General features: G+C 74.2%; 18 protein-coding genes. 15 read left to right on the top strand and 3 right to left on the bottom strand.

Annotated elements, in window-relative coordinates; genetic code table 11:
• Positions 1-48 precede the first annotated feature (48 nt).
• Positions 49-510, bottom strand: coding sequence for a DUF3515 domain-containing protein (locus E1200_RS04575; protein WP_243708338.1), 462 nt, complete (start codon positions 508-510; stop codon positions 49-51).
• Positions 497-730, bottom strand: coding sequence for an Lrp/AsnC ligand binding domain-containing protein (locus tag E1200_RS04570; protein WP_131950515.1), 234 nt, complete (start codon positions 728-730; stop codon positions 497-499). Before E1200_RS04570 ends, E1200_RS04575 begins: the two co-directional genes overlap by 14 nt.
• A gap of 134 nt (positions 731-864) precedes the next feature.
• On the opposite strand from E1200_RS04570, the gene E1200_RS04565 reads away from it, so the two are divergent.
• The 3 genes from E1200_RS04565 to thiD all read left to right on the top strand — a co-directional run bounded on the left by E1200_RS04565 (position 865) and on the right by thiD (position 3605).
• The gene (locus E1200_RS04565) at positions 865-1785 is read left to right on the top strand and encodes a thiamine-phosphate kinase (protein WP_131950514.1); all 921 of its coding nucleotides are present in this window, start codon (positions 865-867) and stop codon (positions 1783-1785) included.
• 101 nt (positions 1786-1886) lie between these two features.
• Entirely contained in the window at positions 1887-2738 is an 852-nt protein-coding gene (locus E1200_RS04560) for a cellulose binding domain-containing protein (RefSeq protein WP_165950194.1), read from the top strand.
• 54 nt (positions 2739-2792) lie between these two features.
• Positions 2793-3605: a bifunctional hydroxymethylpyrimidine kinase/phosphomethylpyrimidine kinase gene (gene thiD, locus E1200_RS04555; RefSeq protein ID WP_131950512.1), complete on the top strand. Its 813-nt coding sequence runs from the start codon at positions 2793-2795 to the stop codon at positions 3603-3605.
• Between the two features lie 74 nt (positions 3606-3679).
• Here the strand turns inward: thiD and rpmB are convergent, their stop codons facing one another.
• A complete protein-coding gene (gene rpmB, locus E1200_RS04550) occupies positions 3680-3874 on the bottom strand; it encodes a 50S ribosomal protein L28 (protein WP_030164391.1) in 195 nt (64 codons plus the stop codon).
• A gap of 225 nt (positions 3875-4099) precedes the next feature.
• Here rpmB and E1200_RS04545 point away from each other — a divergent pair, with 225 nt between their 5' ends.
• The 12 genes from E1200_RS04545 to smc form a co-directional block, all read left to right on the top strand.
• The gene (locus E1200_RS04545; RefSeq protein WP_131950511.1) at positions 4100-5713 is read left to right on the top strand and encodes a DAK2 domain-containing protein; all 1614 of its coding nucleotides are present in this window, start codon (positions 4100-4102) and stop codon (positions 5711-5713) included.
• A gap of 33 nt (positions 5714-5746) precedes the next feature.
• On the top strand, positions 5747-7945 hold the full coding sequence (gene recG / locus E1200_RS04540; protein WP_131950510.1) for an ATP-dependent DNA helicase RecG: 2199 nt from the start codon (positions 5747-5749) through the stop codon (positions 7943-7945).
• Positions 7946-7999: 54 nt separating this feature from the next.
• Positions 8000-8566 (top strand): 16S rRNA (guanine(966)-N(2))-methyltransferase RsmD, encoded by a 567-nt coding sequence (rsmD, locus tag E1200_RS04535; RefSeq protein ID WP_131950509.1) that lies wholly within the window; start codon positions 8000-8002, stop codon positions 8564-8566.
• Positions 8567-8596: 30 nt separating this feature from the next.
• Positions 8597-10051 (top strand): penicillin-binding transpeptidase domain-containing protein, encoded by a 1455-nt coding sequence (locus E1200_RS04530; RefSeq protein WP_131950508.1) that lies wholly within the window; start codon positions 8597-8599, stop codon positions 10049-10051.
• 102 nt (positions 10052-10153) lie between these two features.
• Entirely contained in the window at positions 10154-10633 is a 480-nt protein-coding gene (gene coaD / locus E1200_RS04525; RefSeq protein ID WP_131950507.1) for a pantetheine-phosphate adenylyltransferase, read from the top strand.
• Between the two features lie 129 nt (positions 10634-10762).
• Entirely contained in the window at positions 10763-11410 is a 648-nt protein-coding gene (locus tag E1200_RS04520) for a YceD family protein (RefSeq protein WP_131950506.1), read from the top strand.
• A 1-nt stretch (position 11411) separates the two neighbouring features.
• The gene (gene rpmF, locus E1200_RS04515) at positions 11412-11591 is read left to right on the top strand and encodes a 50S ribosomal protein L32 (RefSeq protein ID WP_131950505.1); all 180 of its coding nucleotides are present in this window, start codon (positions 11412-11414) and stop codon (positions 11589-11591) included.
• A gap of 282 nt (positions 11592-11873) precedes the next feature.
• Complete coding sequence (gene rnc, locus E1200_RS04510) at positions 11874-12686, top strand: ribonuclease III (RefSeq protein ID WP_131950504.1); 813 nt, start codon at positions 11874-11876, stop codon at positions 12684-12686.
• Positions 12679-13575: a bifunctional DNA-formamidopyrimidine glycosylase/DNA-(apurinic or apyrimidinic site) lyase gene (gene mutM / locus E1200_RS04505; RefSeq protein WP_131950503.1), complete on the top strand. Its 897-nt coding sequence runs from the start codon at positions 12679-12681 to the stop codon at positions 13573-13575. The genes rnc and mutM overlap by 8 nt, the downstream gene beginning before the upstream one ends.
• Positions 13576-13648: 73 nt before the next feature.
• On the top strand, positions 13649-13957 hold the full coding sequence (locus E1200_RS04500) for an acylphosphatase (protein ID WP_131950502.1): 309 nt from the start codon (positions 13649-13651) through the stop codon (positions 13955-13957).
• A gap of 178 nt (positions 13958-14135) precedes the next feature.
• On the top strand, positions 14136-14333 hold the full coding sequence (locus E1200_RS04495) for a hypothetical protein (protein ID WP_083946295.1): 198 nt from the start codon (positions 14136-14138) through the stop codon (positions 14331-14333).
• A gap of 651 nt (positions 14334-14984) precedes the next feature.
• A partial coding sequence (smc, locus tag E1200_RS04490; protein ID WP_131950501.1) for a chromosome segregation protein SMC occupies positions 14985-17951 on the top strand: 2967 nt, incomplete at its 3' end.

The following is a 17951-nucleotide window of genomic DNA, read 5'->3' as shown; positions in this document are numbered from 1 at the left end:
CGGTCAGGTCCCCGCCGGTCAGGCCCCCGCCCCTGAGGCCCTCGCCCGTCAGATCTGGCCCTCGGGCTTCGCCGGGATCGTCGCCCCGATCGCCGGGCCGAGCTCGATGAGGACGTCCCCGGCCGGGTTGTACTTGGGCGGGACGGTCACCTCGACGTAGGCCTGCCGCGCGACCGCGGTGAAGGTGACCGGGCGGCCGGCGGGGTACCCGTACCAGACGATGCCGTTGATCGTCACCAGTTCGGAGGTGGCCTCCAGCGAGGCGGGCCGCGGCACCCCGCAGCGCAGCGCGATCGCGGGCGACCCCCAGGCGGCGGTCAGCGGGGATTCGGGGGTGGTGTCGCGGCGCTCCTGCCCGTGCACGCTCGCGGGGAGCCGCAGCCCCTCGCACAGCCGCCGCGTGGCCGCGTCGGGCTGCGGCACGGGGACCTGCACGGCCCCGCCGCCGCAGGCGGCGGCCACCAGCGCCAGCCCCGCGACCAGGAGCGGCTTCGGGCTAAATGTGGACAATCGGGCAGGTGAGGGTGCGGGTGATGCCTTCGACCGCCTGGATCTGCGCGACGACGAGCTTGCCGAGCTCGTCGACGTTGCGCGCCTCCGCCCGGACGATCACGTCGTACGGCCCCGTGACGTCCTCCGCCAGCGTCACACCGGATATGCCGGAGATGTGGCTCGCCACATCGGCTGCCTTGCCGACTTCGGTCTGGATGAGGATGTAGGCCTGCACCATCACGTCCTCCCCGGTCGGAGAATTGGCCGTCGGACGGTTCACCGTATCGTGTTACGCGCCGCGGCGGGCGGCCGGGGGAGCGCGCGCCGGGGACGGGCAGGACACGGCCGCGCGAACGGGGGAACCGCCGGGACATGGACACCATCGGCGACCTGGGCGAGTTCGGATTGATCGCCCGGCTGACCCGGCGGCTGCCGCCCGGTCCGACCGTGCGGATCGGCCCCGGCGACGACGCGGCCGTGATCGCCGCGCCGGACGGGCGCGTCGTGGCCACCACCGACCTGCTCGTGGAGGGCAGGCACTTCCGCCGCGACTGGTCGGACCCCTACGACATCGGCCGCAAGGCCGCCGCGCAGAACCTCGCCGACGTCGTCGCCATGGGCGCCCGGCCCACGGCGCTGCTCGTCGGGTTCGCCGCACCGCCCTCGACCCGCACCGAATGGGCCGAGCGCCTCTACGACGGGCTCGCCGACGAGTGCCGCGCGGCGCGCGCGTCCGTGGCCGGCGGCGACGTGGTCGGCGCCCCGGAGATCACCCTCGCCGTCACCGCGCTCGGCGACCTGGGCGGCGGGGCGCCGCTCACCCGGTCCGGCGCGCGGCCCGGCGACGTCGTGGCCGTCCGGGGGCGGCTCGGCCACGCCGCCGCCGGGCTGGCCCTCCTCACCGCCGGGGCGGACGGGCCCGCCGAGCTGATCGCGGCGCACCGCCGTCCCGAGCCCCCGTACGCGGCGGGGGAGGAGGCGCGGGCCCACGGCGCGACCGCGCTGCTGGACGTGAGCGACGGGCTCGTCCAGGACCTCGGGCACATCGCCGCCGCGAGCGGCGTCCGGATCGACATCGACTCCGCGGCGGTGCCCGTCGCGGACGTCCTCGGCCCGGACGGGCTGCGGCACGCCCTCACCGGTGGGGAAGATCACGCGTTCGCCGGATCGTTCCCGCCGGACGCCCGCCCGCCCGCGACCTGGAAGCGGATCGGGACGGTCGCCGAAGGATCGGGAGTGCGCGTCGACGGCCGCGAGCCGTCCGGCGGCGGGTGGGATCACTTCCGGACGTGAACGCGCCGCGGACGCGGCGCGTACAGCCGTAGGCGTTGGCGGAACCGGTAGGCATGGTTGGTACGGGTTTGGTATACATCCTGTGATCGAAGAGGGATGGGATGGGACGACACAGCAAGGCTGGGCCACCGGAGGACGACCCCCTACAGGGCGTCCGAGGGTCCCGGAGCCGACCCCACGGGCCTTCGTCCGGTCCGCCCTACGAGGTCTTCTCCGGCCCGACCGACGACCGGGTCTACGTGTCGCCGTACGACCGCATCTCCACCGGCCCGCCGCCCGGCGCGGAGCGCCGGAACGGGCCCCCGCCCCGCCGGTTGTTCGAGCCGCTCCCGGGCGACTACCCCGGTGACTATCCGGGCGGCCCCGCCGACCCGTACACCGCCGCCGCTCCCGAGCGGCCTCCCGATCCGCTCGACCCCGAGCCCGGCGGCCGCCGCTGGGTCGGCTTCCTGTCGATGCTCCCCATCCCGCTGATGCCGATCCTCGCGCTGGTCGTCGCCGTCGGGATCGTCTCCTACGCGCTGAGCACCCAGCAGATATCCCTGAACTTCGCCGGGGGAGCGCCCAGCAACACGCAGACCGACCAGCGCGACAACCAGATCACCGAGCGCGGCCCGGACGAGCGCGCCAGCCGCGGCGCCGAACGCTCCGACGGCCTCCTCGTCGCCTTCCGGGTGGCGTCCCGGACCCCCGGCGGCTTCAAGGCCACCGCCACGATCGCCAACCAGGGCTCGCAGCCCGTGGACCGGTGGGCGCTGGCGTTCAAGATCCCCACCGCCTCGGTCACCGCCGTCAGCGGCGCCACCGCCGTCCGCACCGGCGACGTCCCGTTCCTGCGGGGCCGCGCGGCCATCGCGCCGGGTGAGAAGGTCCGCATCGTCTTCACCGCGCAGGGGACCGCCGCCAAGCCGGCGTCGTGCGTCCTGAACGGCAAACCCTGCGTCCTCGTCTGACCCCGGCCGCCGGCTAGATCGCAAAACCCGGCAGGCCACCATAAAGTGGGCGGTATGACGACCATCCCGTCCCGCGTGCAGGCGCCCCCGCTCGTGCTCACCGTCGCGGGCTCCGACTCCGGCGGCGGCGCCGGGATCCAGGCGGACCTGAAGACCATGCTCGCCCTCGGCGTCCACGGGATGAGCGTCGTCGCCGCGGTCACCGCCCAGAACTCGCTCGGCGTCCAGGGCTACTGGGAGCTGCCGCCCGAGGCGGTGCGCGCCCAGCTCGACTCCGTCTTGTCCGACATCGGCGTCCACGCGGTCAAGACGGGGATGCTCGCGTCCACGGTGCTGGTCGAGACCGTCGCCGAGGCGCTCGCCGGCAGCGACGCGCCCGCCGTCGTCGATCCGGTGGGCGTCTCCAAGCACGGCGACTCGCTGCTCGCGCCGGACGCCGTGCACGCCGTCCGCTCGGCGCTGCTGCCGGTCGCGACCGTCGTCACCCCGAACCTCTTCGAGGTCGAGCAGCTCACCGGCGTCAAGGTGGTGGACGAGTCGGGCCTGCGGGAGGCCGCCGAGGCCGTCAAGGCGCTCGGCCCCCGCTGGGTCCTGATCAAGGGCGGCCACCTGCCGGGCGAGCCCGCCGACCTGCTGTTCGACGGCGAGCGCGAGCACCGCTTCACCGCGCCCCGGCACGACAACCGGCACACCCACGGCACCGGCTGCACGCTGGCGTCCGCCATCGCGTCCCACCTGGCCATGGGCGAGGACGTCCCCACCGCGGTGGCGAAGGCGAAGGAGTACGTTACAGGCGCGATCGCCGCCGGCTTCCCCCTCGGCTCCGGCATAGGCCCCGTCGACCACGCCTGGCGGCAGCGCCCCTGAACGCCCGGGTCCGGGAACGCGAAAGCCGGCTCACCGGAGGTCCGATGAGCCGGCCGGAGCCGTCCGGGTTCGGGTCAGACGGTCGGCTTGACGACCTTGCCGGCCTTGATGCAGGACGTGCAGGCGTTGATCCGCTTGGTGCTGCCGTTCACGACGGCGCGCACGCGCTGGATGTTGGGGTTCCAGCGGCGCGGGGTGCGGCGGTGCGAGTGGGAGACGCGCATGCCGAAACCGGGTCCCTTGCCGCAGACGTCGCAGACGGAAGCCACGGGAAACTCCAAGTGGTGTCGATGCTCTGAACCGGAGCGACGCCCCGATGCCACCGACGGCGGGCCGGACATCACGGGTGCTCACTGAGGGCGCCTCGGACGAGGCGCACGGATCAGAGTAGCCGACGCCGCGCCGGGTACGCGAATCGCCTCGCGCCCCCTCCGGCTTCCCGGGGCGGCACGCGCACGGTACAGAAGAGGCGAGACGGCGAGAGGGGCGGGTCCGTGGGCGAGGTCCTTGACGGGGTGGCGGTGCGGCGGTGGTGCAGGCTCACGGCGGAGGCGCTGGGGCGCGCGCGGGCGGAGATCGACGCGCTCAACGTGTTCCCCGTCCCGGACGGCGACACCGGCACGAACCTGTACCTGACCGTGATCGCGGCGGCGGACGCGCTCGACGAGCTCCCGGACGCCGGGCTCCCGGACGCCGGAACGCCGGACGCCGCGCGGATCTGGCACGCCCTCGCGCGGGGGGCGCTGCTCGGCGCGCGGGGCAACTCGGGCGTGATCCTCAGCCAGGTGTTCCGCGGGCTCGCCGACGTCCTCGGCCCGCTTGAGGGACCGCCGGACGCCGCCGCGTTCGCGGAGGCGCTGGCGCACGCGTCCGGCCTGGCCCGCGAGGCGGTGGAGCGCCCGGTCGACGGCACCATCCTGAGCGTGCTCGCCGCGGCGGCCGCGGCGTGCGGCGCGGAATCGTCCGGAACCGGACTCGCCGGGGTGACGCGGGCGGCGGCCGCGGGCGCCCGGCGGGCGCTCGGCCGCACCACGGGACAGCTCGACGTGCTCGCGCGGAGCGGGGTCGTGGACGCGGGCGCGGCCGGGCTCTGCGTGGTCCTCGACGTCCTCGCGGCCGTGGTCACCGAGGAGTACCCCGAGCGGTACGAGGTCCCGCCGCGCGCGGCCGGGACGGCGGCGCCCGCCGGGGCGCAGGCCCCGCCGCAGGGCCCCGGCTACGAGGTCATGTACCTGCTCGACGCGCCGGACGACGCGGTCCACCTCCTCCGCGAGGGGCTCGACGCGCTCGGGGACTCGCTCGTCGTGGTGGGCGGCGACGGCCTGTGGAACGTCCACGTCCACGTGGACGACGCGGGCGCGGCGATCGAGGCGGGCATGGCCGCGGGCCGCCCGCACCGCATCCGCGTCACCTACCTCGACGCCGGGGAGCGGAGGCACGCGCCGCACACCGGGCGCGCGGTCATCGCCGTGACCGCCGCGGACGGGCTGGCCGCGCTGTTCGAGGAGTGCGGCGCGCGGGTCGTCCGGCGGGAGACCGGGACGGTGCCGCCGCTCGCGGTGCTGGCGGAGGCGATCCTCGCGGCGGGCGACGAGGTGGCCGTCCTGCCCAACGAGCCCGAGGTCCTCGCCCTCGCCGAGGCCGCCGCAGAGCGCGCGCGGGACAGCGGCGCCCGGATCGCGGTCGTGCCGACGAAGGCGTCCGTCCAGGGCATGGCGGCGCTCGCCGTGCACGACCCGCTGCGCCGCTTCAACGAGGACGTCATCGAGATGACCCGCGCCGCCGGCGCCACCCGCTTCGGCCACTTGGAGGTCGCGGAGCAGGAGGCGGTCACGAGCGCCGGGCTCTGCCGGCCCGGCGACGTCCTCGGCCTGATCGACTGGGACGTCGTGATGATCGGCGCGGACGTCGCCGAGGTCGCGCGGCGCCTCCTGGACCGGATGCTGTCCGGCGGCGGCGAGCTCGTCACGCTGATCGTCGGCGCGGACGCGCCGCCCGCCCTCGCGGGCGGGCTCGAAGAGCATCTGCGCGGCGGCCGTCCCGACGTGGAGGTCGGCGTGTACGGCGGCGGCCAGCGAAGGTACCCGCTCCTCATCGGCGTCGAGTGATTCCCGTCCCCGCCATGGGCTAGAAAAGACTGCGTGGCGAATCTCGACGAGCCGTTGAGCAAGGTCTTGGGCGACAAGACGGCCAACGCGCTGAAGAAGGGCCTCGACCTGCACACGGTCGGCGACCTCCTGCACCACTACCCGCGCCGCTACGCGCACCGCGGGGAGCTCACCCAGCTCAGCGGCCTGCAGGACGGCGAGCACGTCACGGTCATGGCGGAGGTCGAGAAGGTCCAGGGCCGCAGCCTGACCCGCAGCCCCGGCTACGTCCTGGAGATCACCGTCACCGACGGGACCGGGCAGCTGAAGCTCAGCTTCTTCGGCCGCAAGGGCTCCTACCGCGCCGAGAAGGACCTGTCGCCCGGCACCCGCGGCCTGTTCGCCGGGAAGATCAGCACCTACCGGCCCCGCAGCGGTAAGGCGATGCGGCAGCTCACCCACCCGCAGTACAAGGTCGTCGCGGAGAAGGGCGCCGAGGAGGCCGCGCAGGAGTGGGCCGACGAGATCATCCCGATCTACCCGTCGACCAAGGCGCTGCCCATCGAGACGATCGGCACGTCCGTCGGCACCGTCCTCGACCAGCTGAGCCTGCCGGACGATCCGATGCCCGGCGCGCTGCTCGGCCGCCGCCGCCTCATCGGGCTGCGCGAGGCGTACGAGGGCATCCACCGTCCCCGCTCCTGGGACGAACTCGGCAAGGCCCGTGCGCGCCTCAAGTGGGACGAGGCGTTCGTCGTCCAGGTCGCCCTGGCCCAGCGCCGCCTCGCCGCCGCCGCGCTCCCCGCGACACCGCGCCCGCCCTCCTTCGGCGGCCTGCAGGCGGAGTTCGACGCGCGGCTGCCCTTCGAGCTGACCGAGGGCCAGCGCAAGGTGGGCGACGAGATAGCCGCCGACCTGGCTCGGGAACACCCCATGCACCGCCTCCTCCAGGGCGACGTCGGCGCGGGGAAGACCGTGGTCGCGCTGCGGGCGATGCTGCAGGTGGTCGACAACGGCGGGCAGGCGGCGCTGCTCGCGCCGACCGAGGTGCTCGCCCAGCAGCACTACCGGTCGATCACCGGGATGCTCGGCGACCTGGCGGAGGCCGGGCGGATCGGGGGAGCGGAGAACGCGACGCGGGTCGCCCTGCTCACCGGCTCGCAGGGCGCCAAGGCGCGCAAGGAGGCCCTGCTGGACGCGGCGTCCGGCACCGCCGGCATCGTCGTCGGCACCCACGCGCTCCTCCAGGAGAGCGTCCAGTTCGCCGACCTCGGGCTCGTCGTCGTGGACGAGCAGCACCGCTTCGGCGTCGAGCAGCGGGACGCGCTGCGCGAGAAGTCCGGCGGCGGCCGGCCGCACGTCCTGGTCATGACGGCGACCCCGATCCCGCGCACGGTCGCGATGACGGTCTTCGGCGACCTGGAGACCTCGGTCCTCGGGCAGCTCCCCGCGGGCCGGTCGGAGATCCGGACCCATGTCGTCCCGCCGGAGAAGCCCGCGTTCCTCGCCCGGACGTGGGAGCGCATCAAGGAGGAGGCCGCCCAGGGCCGGCAGATCTACATCGTCTGCCCGCGCATCGGCGAGAAGGAGGGCGACGAGGGCGACGCGATGGACACCGGCGACGCCGAGGACTCCGGCCGCCGCTCACCGCTCGGGATCATGGAGGTGCTGCCCAAGCTGGAGGAACTGCTCGCCGGCCTGCGCCTCGGGGTGCTGCACGGCAAGCTGCACCCCGACGAGAAGGACGCGGTGATGCGCCGCTTCACCGGCCGGGAGCTGGACGTCCTGCTCGCCACCACCGTCATCGAGGTCGGCGTGGACGTCCCCAACGCCACCGTGATGGTGATCATGGACGCGGACCGGTTCGGCGTCTCCCAGCTCCACCAGCTGCGCGGCCGCGTCGGACGCGGCTCCCTGCAGGGCCTCTGCCTGCTCGTCACGGACGCGGAGCCCGGCAGCAAGGCCCGGGAGCGGCTCGACGCCGTCGCGTCCACGACGGACGGCTTCAAGCTGTCCAGGCTCGACCTGGAGCAGCGCCGCGAGGGCGACGTGCTGGGCGCGGCGCAGGCCGGCCGCACGTCCAGCCTCCGGCTGCTGACCCTCCACCGCGACGAGGACGTCATCCGCGACGCCCGCGAGGAGGCCACGGCACTGGTCGACTCCGACCCCGGCCTGGCCGACCACCCAGGTCTGGCCACCGTCCTCGCGTCCCTCCTGGACGACGACCGCGCCGGCTTCCTCGAAAAGACCTGACGCGAGAAGCCCCGGCCGGCCCGCCGGCCCCGGGACGCCGGGATACTGAGGGCCATGACGAGGGTCATCGCGGGGATCGCGAAAGGGCGGCGGCTCGCCGTCCCGTCCGGACGGGACACCCGGCCCACCGGCGACCGCGCACGGGAAGGGCTGTTCGCCACGGTCCTCGCCCTGATCGGCCCGCTGGACGGCCTGCGCGTCGCCGACCTGTACGCGGGGTCCGGGGCGGTCGGGCTGGAGGCGCTCTCCCGCGGCGCCGCCCACGCGCTGCTCGTCGAGTCGCATCCGCGGGCGATGCGGGTGATCCGGCAGAACGCCGGGACGCTCGGGCTGCCCGGCGCCGTCCCGTGCCCGGAGAAGGCGGAGCGGCTCGTCCGCACGCCGCCGGACGAGCCCTACGACTGGATCTTCGCCGACCCGCCGTACCCGCTGCCGGACGCGTCCGTCACCGCCCTGCTGGAGGACGTCCGCGACAACGGATGGGCCGCACCGGACGCGCTGGTCGTCGTGGAGCGCGCCGCGCGGGGCCCGGCGCTGCGGTGGCCGGACGGCTTCGAGGCCGAGCGGGACCGCCGCTACGGCGAGGCGATGTTCTGGTACGGCCGCGCCACCGGCCGTTGAGATCACGGGGGTTCGGGTAGGAGGATCCGCATGCGTCCCGGGATCGACCGTGCGTTGACCCGTACCTGGGTCGTCACCTTGGTGCTGTTCACCGCGCTCATGGCGAACGTCACCTATGTCCAGGGGTTCCAGGCCCAGGAGCTGCAGGACTCCACGCTCAACTCCCGCCGCCTGGACGACCGCTTCAAGATCCACCGCGGGCCCATCGTGGCGGACGGCGTCCGGCTCGCCTGGTCGGAGCGGGCCGGCGACGAGCGCTACCGGCGCCGCTACCTGGAGGGACCCGTCTTCGCGCCGGTCACCGGCTACTTCTCGGTGTTCTCCCAGACCGGGCTGGAGGAGGCCGCCAACCACTTCCTCGACGGGACCGACGGCCGGCTCGCCACCGCCGACCTCATCGACAAGATCCTCGGCAAGCGGCTGCCGGGCGGGACGGTCGAGGCCGCCATCGACGTCCGGGCGCAGCGCGCCGCCTACCAGGCGCTCCGCGGCTCCGGCGCGCGGCGGGCGGCGGCCGTCGTCCTGGACGCCCGCACCGGCGAGATCCGGGTGCTGGCGTCCACGCCCGCCTACGACCCGAACGAGGTGTCCACCCTCGACGGGGAGAAGGCCACGGCGGCGTTCGAGCGGCTCAACGCCCAGCCGCTCAAGCCGCTGCTCGACAAGGCCGCGAAGGAGCTGTTCCCGCCCGGCTCCACGTTCAAGGCCGTGGTCGCGGCGGCCGCGCTGGAGGCCGGGGCGACCGCGGACTCCGAGGTCAGGGCGGGCCGCAGCTACCGGCCGGCGGGCGCCGGGCAGGCGATCAACAACGACGCGGCCGACATCGGCGGGGTGTGCGACCGCGCCCGCATCCCGCTCCTCGAGGCGTTCGCGCAGTCGTGCAACACCACGTTCGCCTACATGGGCGCGGAGCAGCCCGGCAACGGCGCCGTCCACGCCAAGGCCGCCGACTTCGGGTTCGGCGAGCGCATCGAGTACGCGGACGGCGTGCTGAGCGCCGCCTCGTCCTTCCCCGAGACGGGCGAGGCGGCGCTCAGCGCGCTCGGCGCCATCGGCCAGGGCAGCACGGTCGCCACGCCGCTGCAGATGGCCATGGTCGCCGCCGCGGTGCTCAATGACGGGGTGGTCATGCGGCCCCGGCTCATCGACAGGTTCCGCGCCCCGGGCGGGCGTACCGTGGACGACGTCTCGCCCCGCCGGATGTCCCGGGCGCTGAGCTCCGAGCAGGCGGCGCAGATGCGGCAGATGATGGAGGCCGTGGTCCAGAGGGGGACGGGCAAGTCGCTGAGGGGCACGTCCATCCTCGGCGGCAAGACCGGGACTGCGGACGTCGAAGGCGCCTCTTACAACGAGCGCTGGTTCATCGGCTTCGGCCCGCGCGAGGACCCCGAGTACGCCGTGGCGGTGCTCACCGAGGCCCCCGGCTACGGCATCGAGTCCGGCCCCATCGCCGCCCGGATCGTCGACGCGCTCACCCAGGAGTGAAGCCGGTGCCGCGCTCCGGGCGAGCCCGGGTGAAAGCAGGCAGAATGGGATTTGGTACGTTCGCGCCGCAGGTCAGAAACCGGGTCCGAAGGGGTTCGCGCCGTGCGCCGTGCAGTCTGTCCGGGATCGTTCGACCCCGTCACCAACGGGCATCTCGACATCATCAGCCGCGCCTCCCGTCTCTACGACGAGGTGGTCGTCGCCGTGCTGATCAACAAGAACAAGAAGAGCCTGTTCACCGTCGACGAACGGGCCGGCATGATCTCCGAGGTCACCAAGGAGTACGGCAACGTCCGGGTGGACACCTTCTACGGGCTCACCGTCGACTACTGCAAAGAGCAGGACATCCCGGTCATCGTGCGCGGGCTCCGGGCCGTCAGCGACTACGAGTACGAGTTGCAGATGGCCCAGATGAACCACCGCATAGCCGGTATCGAGACGCTCTTCATGGCGACGAACCCGGAGTACGCGTTCCTTTCGTCGAGCCTGATGAAAGAGGTCGTGAAGTTCGGCGGCGACGCCTCCGGCCTCGTCCCGGACCTCGTGCACGACCGGCTGGTGGACCGCCTGCGGGAGGGCTGACGGCCCGTCCCCGGTGAGGCCGCCGGGGGCGGCGGCCGGAGGAGGGGCCGGAGGAGGGGCCGCGAGTTGGGGGCACTCCCGATGCTTCGGTATCCTGTGACATCGGCCATCGACCGCCGCCGATCTTCCATGCCTCACGAAAGCAGGATTCCGCTGACTCGCCTCGACCCCAACGCACCGCTCGTGCTCGACACCCGGGCGCTGAGCAGGCAACCCGGGTCGTCGCGGGAGGAGCACCTGTCCGTGCCGGCACCGAAGGACTTCGGCGTCGAGATGGTGGGCGTCCCCGAGGGTGCCGCGATCGAGCTGGACCTCCGGCTCGAAGCGGTACTCGAAGGGGTGCTGGTCACCGGTACGGCGACGGTCCCCCTGCGGGGGGAGTGCGCCCGCTGCCTCGACCCGATCGCCTCGACCTTCGAGGCGGACTTCCAGGAACTGTTCGTCTACGGCGACACCCGCTCCGGCGGGAACGCCGACGACGAGGAGCTCCGCCTCGAGGGCGACCTGATCGACCTCGAGCCCGTCCTGCGGGACGCGGTGGTGCTCGCACTGCCGCTCTCCCCGCTGTGCCGGGAGGACTGCCCGGGCCTGTGCGCGGAGTGCGGGGTGCGGCTGGCGGACGCCGGGCCGGACCACCGCCACGACGCCGCCGACCCGCGGTGGGCGGCACTGCAGGATCTCGCCGGCGACCTGGCGCCGGCTCCCCCCGGCCGGGGGGACGGGAGCTCCGGCGCCCGTGGTTCATCCGACCGACGAGAAGGAAAGCAGGAGGGCTGACGTGGCCGTCCCCAAGCGGAAGAAGTCGCGCAGCAACACGCGGCACCGGCGTGCGCAGTGGAAGGCCACCGCGCCGAACCTGGTCGAGTGCCCGACGTGCCGCGACCCGAAGCTGCCCCACACCGCGTGCGCGACGTGCGGCACCTACAACCGGCGGCAGGTCATCACCCCGTCGTCCTGAGGTCTTCTCGCATCACGGGGGGCGGATCCGCGCGGACGGCGCGGCCCGCCCCCTGCGGTGCGGCAGGACCGGCACCCCGACCACCCGGCGCGCGACGTCGGCGTGGTGACCGGCGCGGAGAGCGCGCCCGGAGCCGTGGTGCACGCCGGGATCACCGACCGGCGCGCACCTCGTCTTCGCGGACCTCCCCTCGCCGAGCGTCCTCGCCGTCCCGGCCCCCGAGGCCGCGCGCCACAGACGCGACCGCGCCCCGCGCGGTGCACGGCCTGCGAGGAGGGCCCTGTGAGCGGCAAGAAGAACGACCCCGCGCCCGACCGCGCGGAACTGACCCGCGCGCTCGGCGTCGACGTCGACGCCGAACTGCTCGAACGCGCACTCACCCACCGTTCCTACGCCTACGAGAACGGCGGGCTCCCCACCAACGAGCGCCTTGAGTTCCTCGGCGACTCGGTGCTGGGGCTCGTCGTCACCGACACCCTGTTCCGCGGCCACCCCGACCTGCCCGAGGGGCAGCTGGCCAAGCTGCGCGCCGCCGTGGTCAACATGCGGGCCCTCGCGGGCGTCGCGCGGGGCCTCGGCGTCGGCGCCCACATCCGGCTCGGCCGCGGCGAGGAGGGCACCGGCGGCCGCGACAAGGCGTCGATACTGGCCGACACGCTGGAGGCGCTGATCGGCGCGGTCTACCTGGACCGCGGCCTGGACGAGGCGTCCGCCCTGGTGCACCGGCTGTTCGACGTGCTGATCGACCGTTCCGCGGGCCTCGGTGCCGGACTGGACTGGAAGACCTCCCTGCAGGAGCTCACCGCCGTGGAGGAGCTCGGCGTCCCCGAGTACCACGTCGCCGAGAGCGGCCCCGACCACCAGAAGACGTTCCGCGCCACGGTCCGCGTCGGCGGGACGACCTACGGGTCCGGTGAGGGCCGCAGCAAGAAGGAGGCCGAGCAGAACGCGGCCGAGGCCGGCTGGAACGAGATTCGCCGGATCGTCGTGGAGCGCGAGGCCACCGCGCAGGGCGAGCAGGCCGAGCAGGCCGGGGAGGCCGGGGAGGCCGGGGAGGCCAGGGAGGCCGGGCAGGCGGCGCAGGCCGGTGCCTGAGCTGCCCGAGGTCGAGGTCGTCCGGCGCGGCCTGGACCGCTGGACGACCGGCCGCACGATCGCGTCCGCCGAGGTGCTGCACCCCCGGTCGGTGCGGCGGCACGCGCCGGGCCCGGCCGACTTCGCCGGCCGCCTCGCCGGGCGGACCGTGCTGGCGCCGCGCCGCCGCGGCAAGTACCTGTGGCTGCCGCTGACCGCGCCGGACGGCACGGCGGACGAGGCGGTGCTCGCCCACCTCGGGATGAGCGGGCAGCTGCTCGTCGGCGAGCCGGACCGGGAGCGCGAGAAGCACCTGCGGGTGCGGATCGCCTTCGCCGACGGCGGCCGCGACCTGCGCTTCGTCGACCAGCGGACGTTCGGGCACCTCATGGTCACCGACCTGGTCCCCGACGCGGTCGGCGGCGGGAAGGGGCCGGGGCTCGTCCCGGAGCCGATCGTGCACATCGCCGCCGACCCGCTGGAGGACGCCTTCGACGCTGAAGCGTTCTTCCGCGCCCTCCGCCGCCGGAAGACCGGCATCAAGCGGGCCCTGCTGGACCAGTCGCTGATCAGCGGGGTCGGCAACATCTACGCCGACGAGGCGCTGTGGCGGGCCAGGCTGCACTGGGCGCGGCCGACCGACACGATGACCCGGGCGGAGGCCGCGCGCGTCCTGGAGGGCGCTCAGGACGTCATGGAGGCCGCCCTGGCCGTCGGGGGGACCTCGTTCGACAGCCTCTACGTGGACGTGAACGGCGACAGCGGCTACTTCGAGCGGTCGCTGGACGCCTACGGGCGGCGCGACCAGCCCTGCCGCCGCTGCGGGACGCCGATCCGCCGCGACGAGTTCATGAACCGTTCGTCCTTCAGCTGCCCGGTGTGCCAGCCGCGTCCGCGCCGCATGCGGTGACCGCGGGTACGGCGGTGGCGGCGGAGAGTTACTTTCGAGCACGTCGGGTGAGCGGGATCGAGGAGGGGCGCGGATGGAGACCGGGGACGCGGGGCCCGTGCGGCTGACGGCCTGGGTGCGCGGGCGGGTCCAGGGGGTCGGGTTCCGCTGGTGGGTGCGGGCCCGGGCGCTGGAGCTCGGCCTCGCCGGCAGCGCGACCAACCTCGCCGACGGACGCGTCGAAGTCGTCGCGGAGGGTCCCCGTGCGCGTTGCGAAATGCTTCTCGACCTGCTGAAAGGCGAGCCGCCCGCCGGATCGCCCGCCAGGCCCGGCGAGGTCACGGGCGTGGCGGAGCGCTGGAGTGAGCCGCGCGGAGAGGGTCCCGGTTTCCACGAGAGGTGACCGGGTAGGGGGTTCCGGTTTTTACCTGCTAAACTAGTAGAGGAAGGTTGTTACCGGCCTGTGATGTGCGTCTTGACCAGGACACCGGCCGGTGCGACTCTAGACGATACGCGCACCGACTTCAGTTCTTTCTCGTGCGCGATCCCTGCTGGTTACTCAGCGTGGAGGACCCTTAGTCATGGCGAAGGCTCTACTCGGCCACGTCGGCGGTCCCGACCCCCGGATGGTCGCGGAGATGCGGCGCCTTCAACAGCGCGTACGTGATCTGGAAGCCGAGCTCGTACGGCTTCAGGCAGAGAACGACGCGCTGGCGACGGCGCCGGACGACGATGTGATGTCCCTTGCGGTGAAGGACCGTGAACCGGCGCTGACCTGATCGGCGCCTTTCCTGAGCAGGGGCGCCGTCACCTGGCGTCCCTGTTGCGTTGAGAAGCAGTCACCCGCCGCGGTGTCCCTGCCGGTGGGGCCGCAGAGCTCCCATCACAGCGGGCACCGCCGGCGATCGCCGCCTCGCTCCCGCCCGTTACGGGGTCCCGTGGCGCGACCGGCTTACCCGCTTCCGCCGCACCCTGCCTCCGGCCGCGCTCGCGTCCGCCGAGGCCGGCCTGCGCCCGCGGCGGCGCGGCCCTTTCACCGGGTTCGGCCAGCCCCATTGCCACCGTCCGTGACGGTGAAGCCGGGAGCCGCACCCTACCGCAGTGTTACCCTCGGGCTGGTGCGTGCGGGACGGTCAGGATTCGGCCAAGCTTCAGTACATATTCGCCCTGTCCGAATCCATGACATCTGAGGCAATTGTCCGGGTTTGGGGCATCCGGTGGTTCATGGCCGTCGTGACCCGAATCCGGGTCGCCGTCCGCGCGTCCCGGCCATGGTCCGGGCGCGGCCGATGTATAACGAACACGGCGTCGCCCGCCCCCGTCCGAGATGTCGGCGCGCCTGGTAGGGCCACGGGTGGGGGGCGAGGCGCCGGAGCCGCGCCGGTGGCCCCGGGCGGTGCCGAGGGACACTCCAGGAGGACGGCGAGCGCGTGTACTTGAAGAATCTGACGCTGCGCGGCTTCAAGTCCTTCGCGTCGTCCACCACGCTGAAGTTCGAGCCGGGCATCACCGCCGTCGTCGGGCCGAACGGCTCGGGCAAGTCCAACGTCGTGGACGCCCTGGCCTGGGTCATGGGGGAGCAGGGCGCCAAGTCCCTGCGCGGCGGCAAGATGGAGGACGTCATCTTCGCCGGAACCGCCAGCCGGGCGCCGCTCGGCCGGGCGGAGGTCGTGCTGACGATCGACAACACCGACGGCGCCCTCCCGATCGACTACACCGAGGTGACGATCAGCCGGCTGATGTTCCGGTCCGGCAGCAGCGAGTACGCGATCAACGGCGACTCCTGCCGGCTGCTCGACATCCAGGAGCTGCTGTCCGACTCCGGCATCGGCCGCGAGATGCACGTCATCATCGGGCAGGGGCAGCTCGACCGCGTCCTGCACTCCGGCCCGGAGGGGCGCCGCGCGGTGATCGAAGAGGCGGCCGGCGTCCTCAAGCACCGCAAGCGCAAGGAGAAGGCGCTCCGCAAGCTCGACGCGATGCAGGGCAATCTCACCCGCGTCCAGGACCTCACCGGCGAGCTGCGGCGCCAGCTGAAGCCCCTGGGCAAGCAGGCCGAGATCGCCCGCCGTGCCGCCGTCATCCAGGCCGATCTGCGCGACGCCCGGCTGCGGCTGCTGGCCGACGACCTGGTCACGCTGCGGACGAGGCTGGAGCAGGAGGCCGCCGACGAGGCCGCGATCCGGGAGCGCCGCACCGAGACCGAGCGGGCGCTGGCCGAGGCGCAGGAGCGCGAGGGCGTCCTGGAGGCCGAGGAGGCCGAGCAGGCGCCCAGGCTCGCGCAGGTGCAGGACACCTGGTTCCAGCTCTCGGCGCTGAAGGAGCGGCTGCGGGGCGTCGCCGACCTCGCGGCCGAGCGGCACCGCAACGCCGCCGAGGCGCGGGAGGAGGAGCGCCGCGGCCGCGACCCCGAGGACATGGAGCGCGAGGCCGCGGAGATCCGCGAGCAGGAGGAGATGCTCCGGGCGGCGCTGGAGGAGGCGCAGGACCGCCTCTCCACCGCCGTCGACGAGCGGTCGGGCGCCGAGGAGGCGCTGGCCGCGGAGGAACGGCGGCTGCAGGCCGCCGCCCGCGCCGCCGCCGACCGGCGCGAGGAGCTCGCCCGGCTGCGCGGCCGCGTCGAGGCGCTGCGCAGCAAGGCCGCCGCCGGGCGCTCGGAGATCGGCCGGCTCGCGGAGGCGCGCGAGGAGGCCGAGCAGCGCGCCGAGTCCGCGCGGGCCGAGTTCGAGGCGTTCGAGGCCGAGGTCGTCGAGGACCCGGAGCTCGCCGCCGAGCACGAAACGGCCCAGGAGGCTCTCGCGACGGCCAAGGACGCCGCCGAGTCGGCGCGCGCCGCGCTGGACGGCCCGCGCCGCGCCCTCAAGGAGGCCCGCTCGGCCGTGGGCGCGGCACGGTCGGCGGACCAGGCCGCGCAGAAGAAGGTCGCGGCGCTGCAGGCCCGCATCGAGGCGCTCGGCCTGACGCTGGCCAGCGCCGCCGACGGCGGGGAGGCCCTGCTGGCCGCGGGCGCCGACGGCTCGCTCGACGGCGTCCTCGGCACGGTCGCGTCGCTGCTGACCGTCCGGCCCGGCTACGAGACCGCGATCGCCGCCGCGCTCGGCAACGCGGCCGAGGCCATCGCGGTCGGCTCCCTCGACACGGCCGAGGCCGCACTGGCGCTGCTGCGCTCCCGCGACTCCGGACGGGCCGGGCTGCTCGTCGGCGGCGGAGCGGCCACCGCACCCGGCCGGCTCCCCGGCGTCGACTACGCGGCCGACGCCGTCACCGTGCCGGACGGCGTGCGCCCCGCCATCGAGCACCTCCTGCACAACGTGGCCGTGGTGGACGACGTCCCGTCGGCCACCGCACTGATCCGCACGGAACCGTCCCTGCGCGCCGTCACCCGCGACGGCGACCTCATCGGCGCGCACTGGGCACAAGGTGGCGCAGCGGGCGGAGCACAAAGCCTCCTGCAGATGCGCGCCACGCTGGACGAGGCCACCGAAGACCTGGCCGTTGCCGAGACGGCGGCCGGCGCCGCGGCCGGCGAACTCGCGACCGCCGTGGAACGGGAACACGCGGCTCAGATGGCGGTCGAGGCCGCGGAGGCCGCCGCAGGCGAGGCCCAGTCAGGAGTCAACAACGCACAGGCGCAGCTCGACCGGGTCCGCGCTCGCCTGCGCGAGTTCGACGCGCGGGCCGCCCAGGAGGCCCAGCGCGCCGCCCGCCTGGAGGCCGGCGTCCGCGCCGCCCGGGGCGAGGCCGAGCGGCTCACCAAGGCCCTCGACGCGGCCGGCGAGTCCCTGGAGCGCGATACCGAGGCGGCCGAGGAACTGGCGATGCGGCTCGCCGAATCGGAGGAGGCCGCGGAGGTCGCCGAAGAGGCCGGCCACGACACCGACGCCCGCGAAGAGCTGGACGCCCGCTGCCGGGAACTCCGCTCCGCCGAGATGGAGGCGCGCCTGTCGGTCCGCACGGCGGAGGAGCGCGTCCAGGCCATCGCCGGACGCGCCGACTCCCTCGAACGCGGCGCCCGCCGCGAACGCGAGGAACGCGCCCGCGCCGCCCAGCGCCGCGCCCACCGCGAAGAGCAGGCCAGGGTCGCCAAGGCCGTCCACCGGGGCGCCCGCACGGCCCTGGAACGCATCGAGCACTCCCTGGCCGCGGCCGTCCGCCGGCGTGAGGCAGCCGAACAGGCCAAGGCCGCCCGCGAAGCCGAACTGAAGGTCGTCCGCACCCAGGTCCGCGAGCTGTCGGCGACACTCGAACGGCTCGTCAACGTCGTCCACGGCAACGAGGTCGCCCGCGCCGAGCAGCGCCTCCGGCTGGAGCAGTACGAGCAGCGGGCCCTGGACGAGTTCGGCCTGGAGGTCGAGTCGCTGGTCTCCGAGTACGGGCCCGACCAGCCCGTCCCGCCC

Source organism: Actinomadura sp. GC306, assembly GCF_004348665.1.
GTDB lineage: Bacteria > Actinomycetota > Actinomycetes > Streptosporangiales > Streptosporangiaceae > Spirillospora.
Note: the sequence above shows the minus strand (reverse complement) of the source record. Positions and strands in the feature narration are given on the sequence as shown.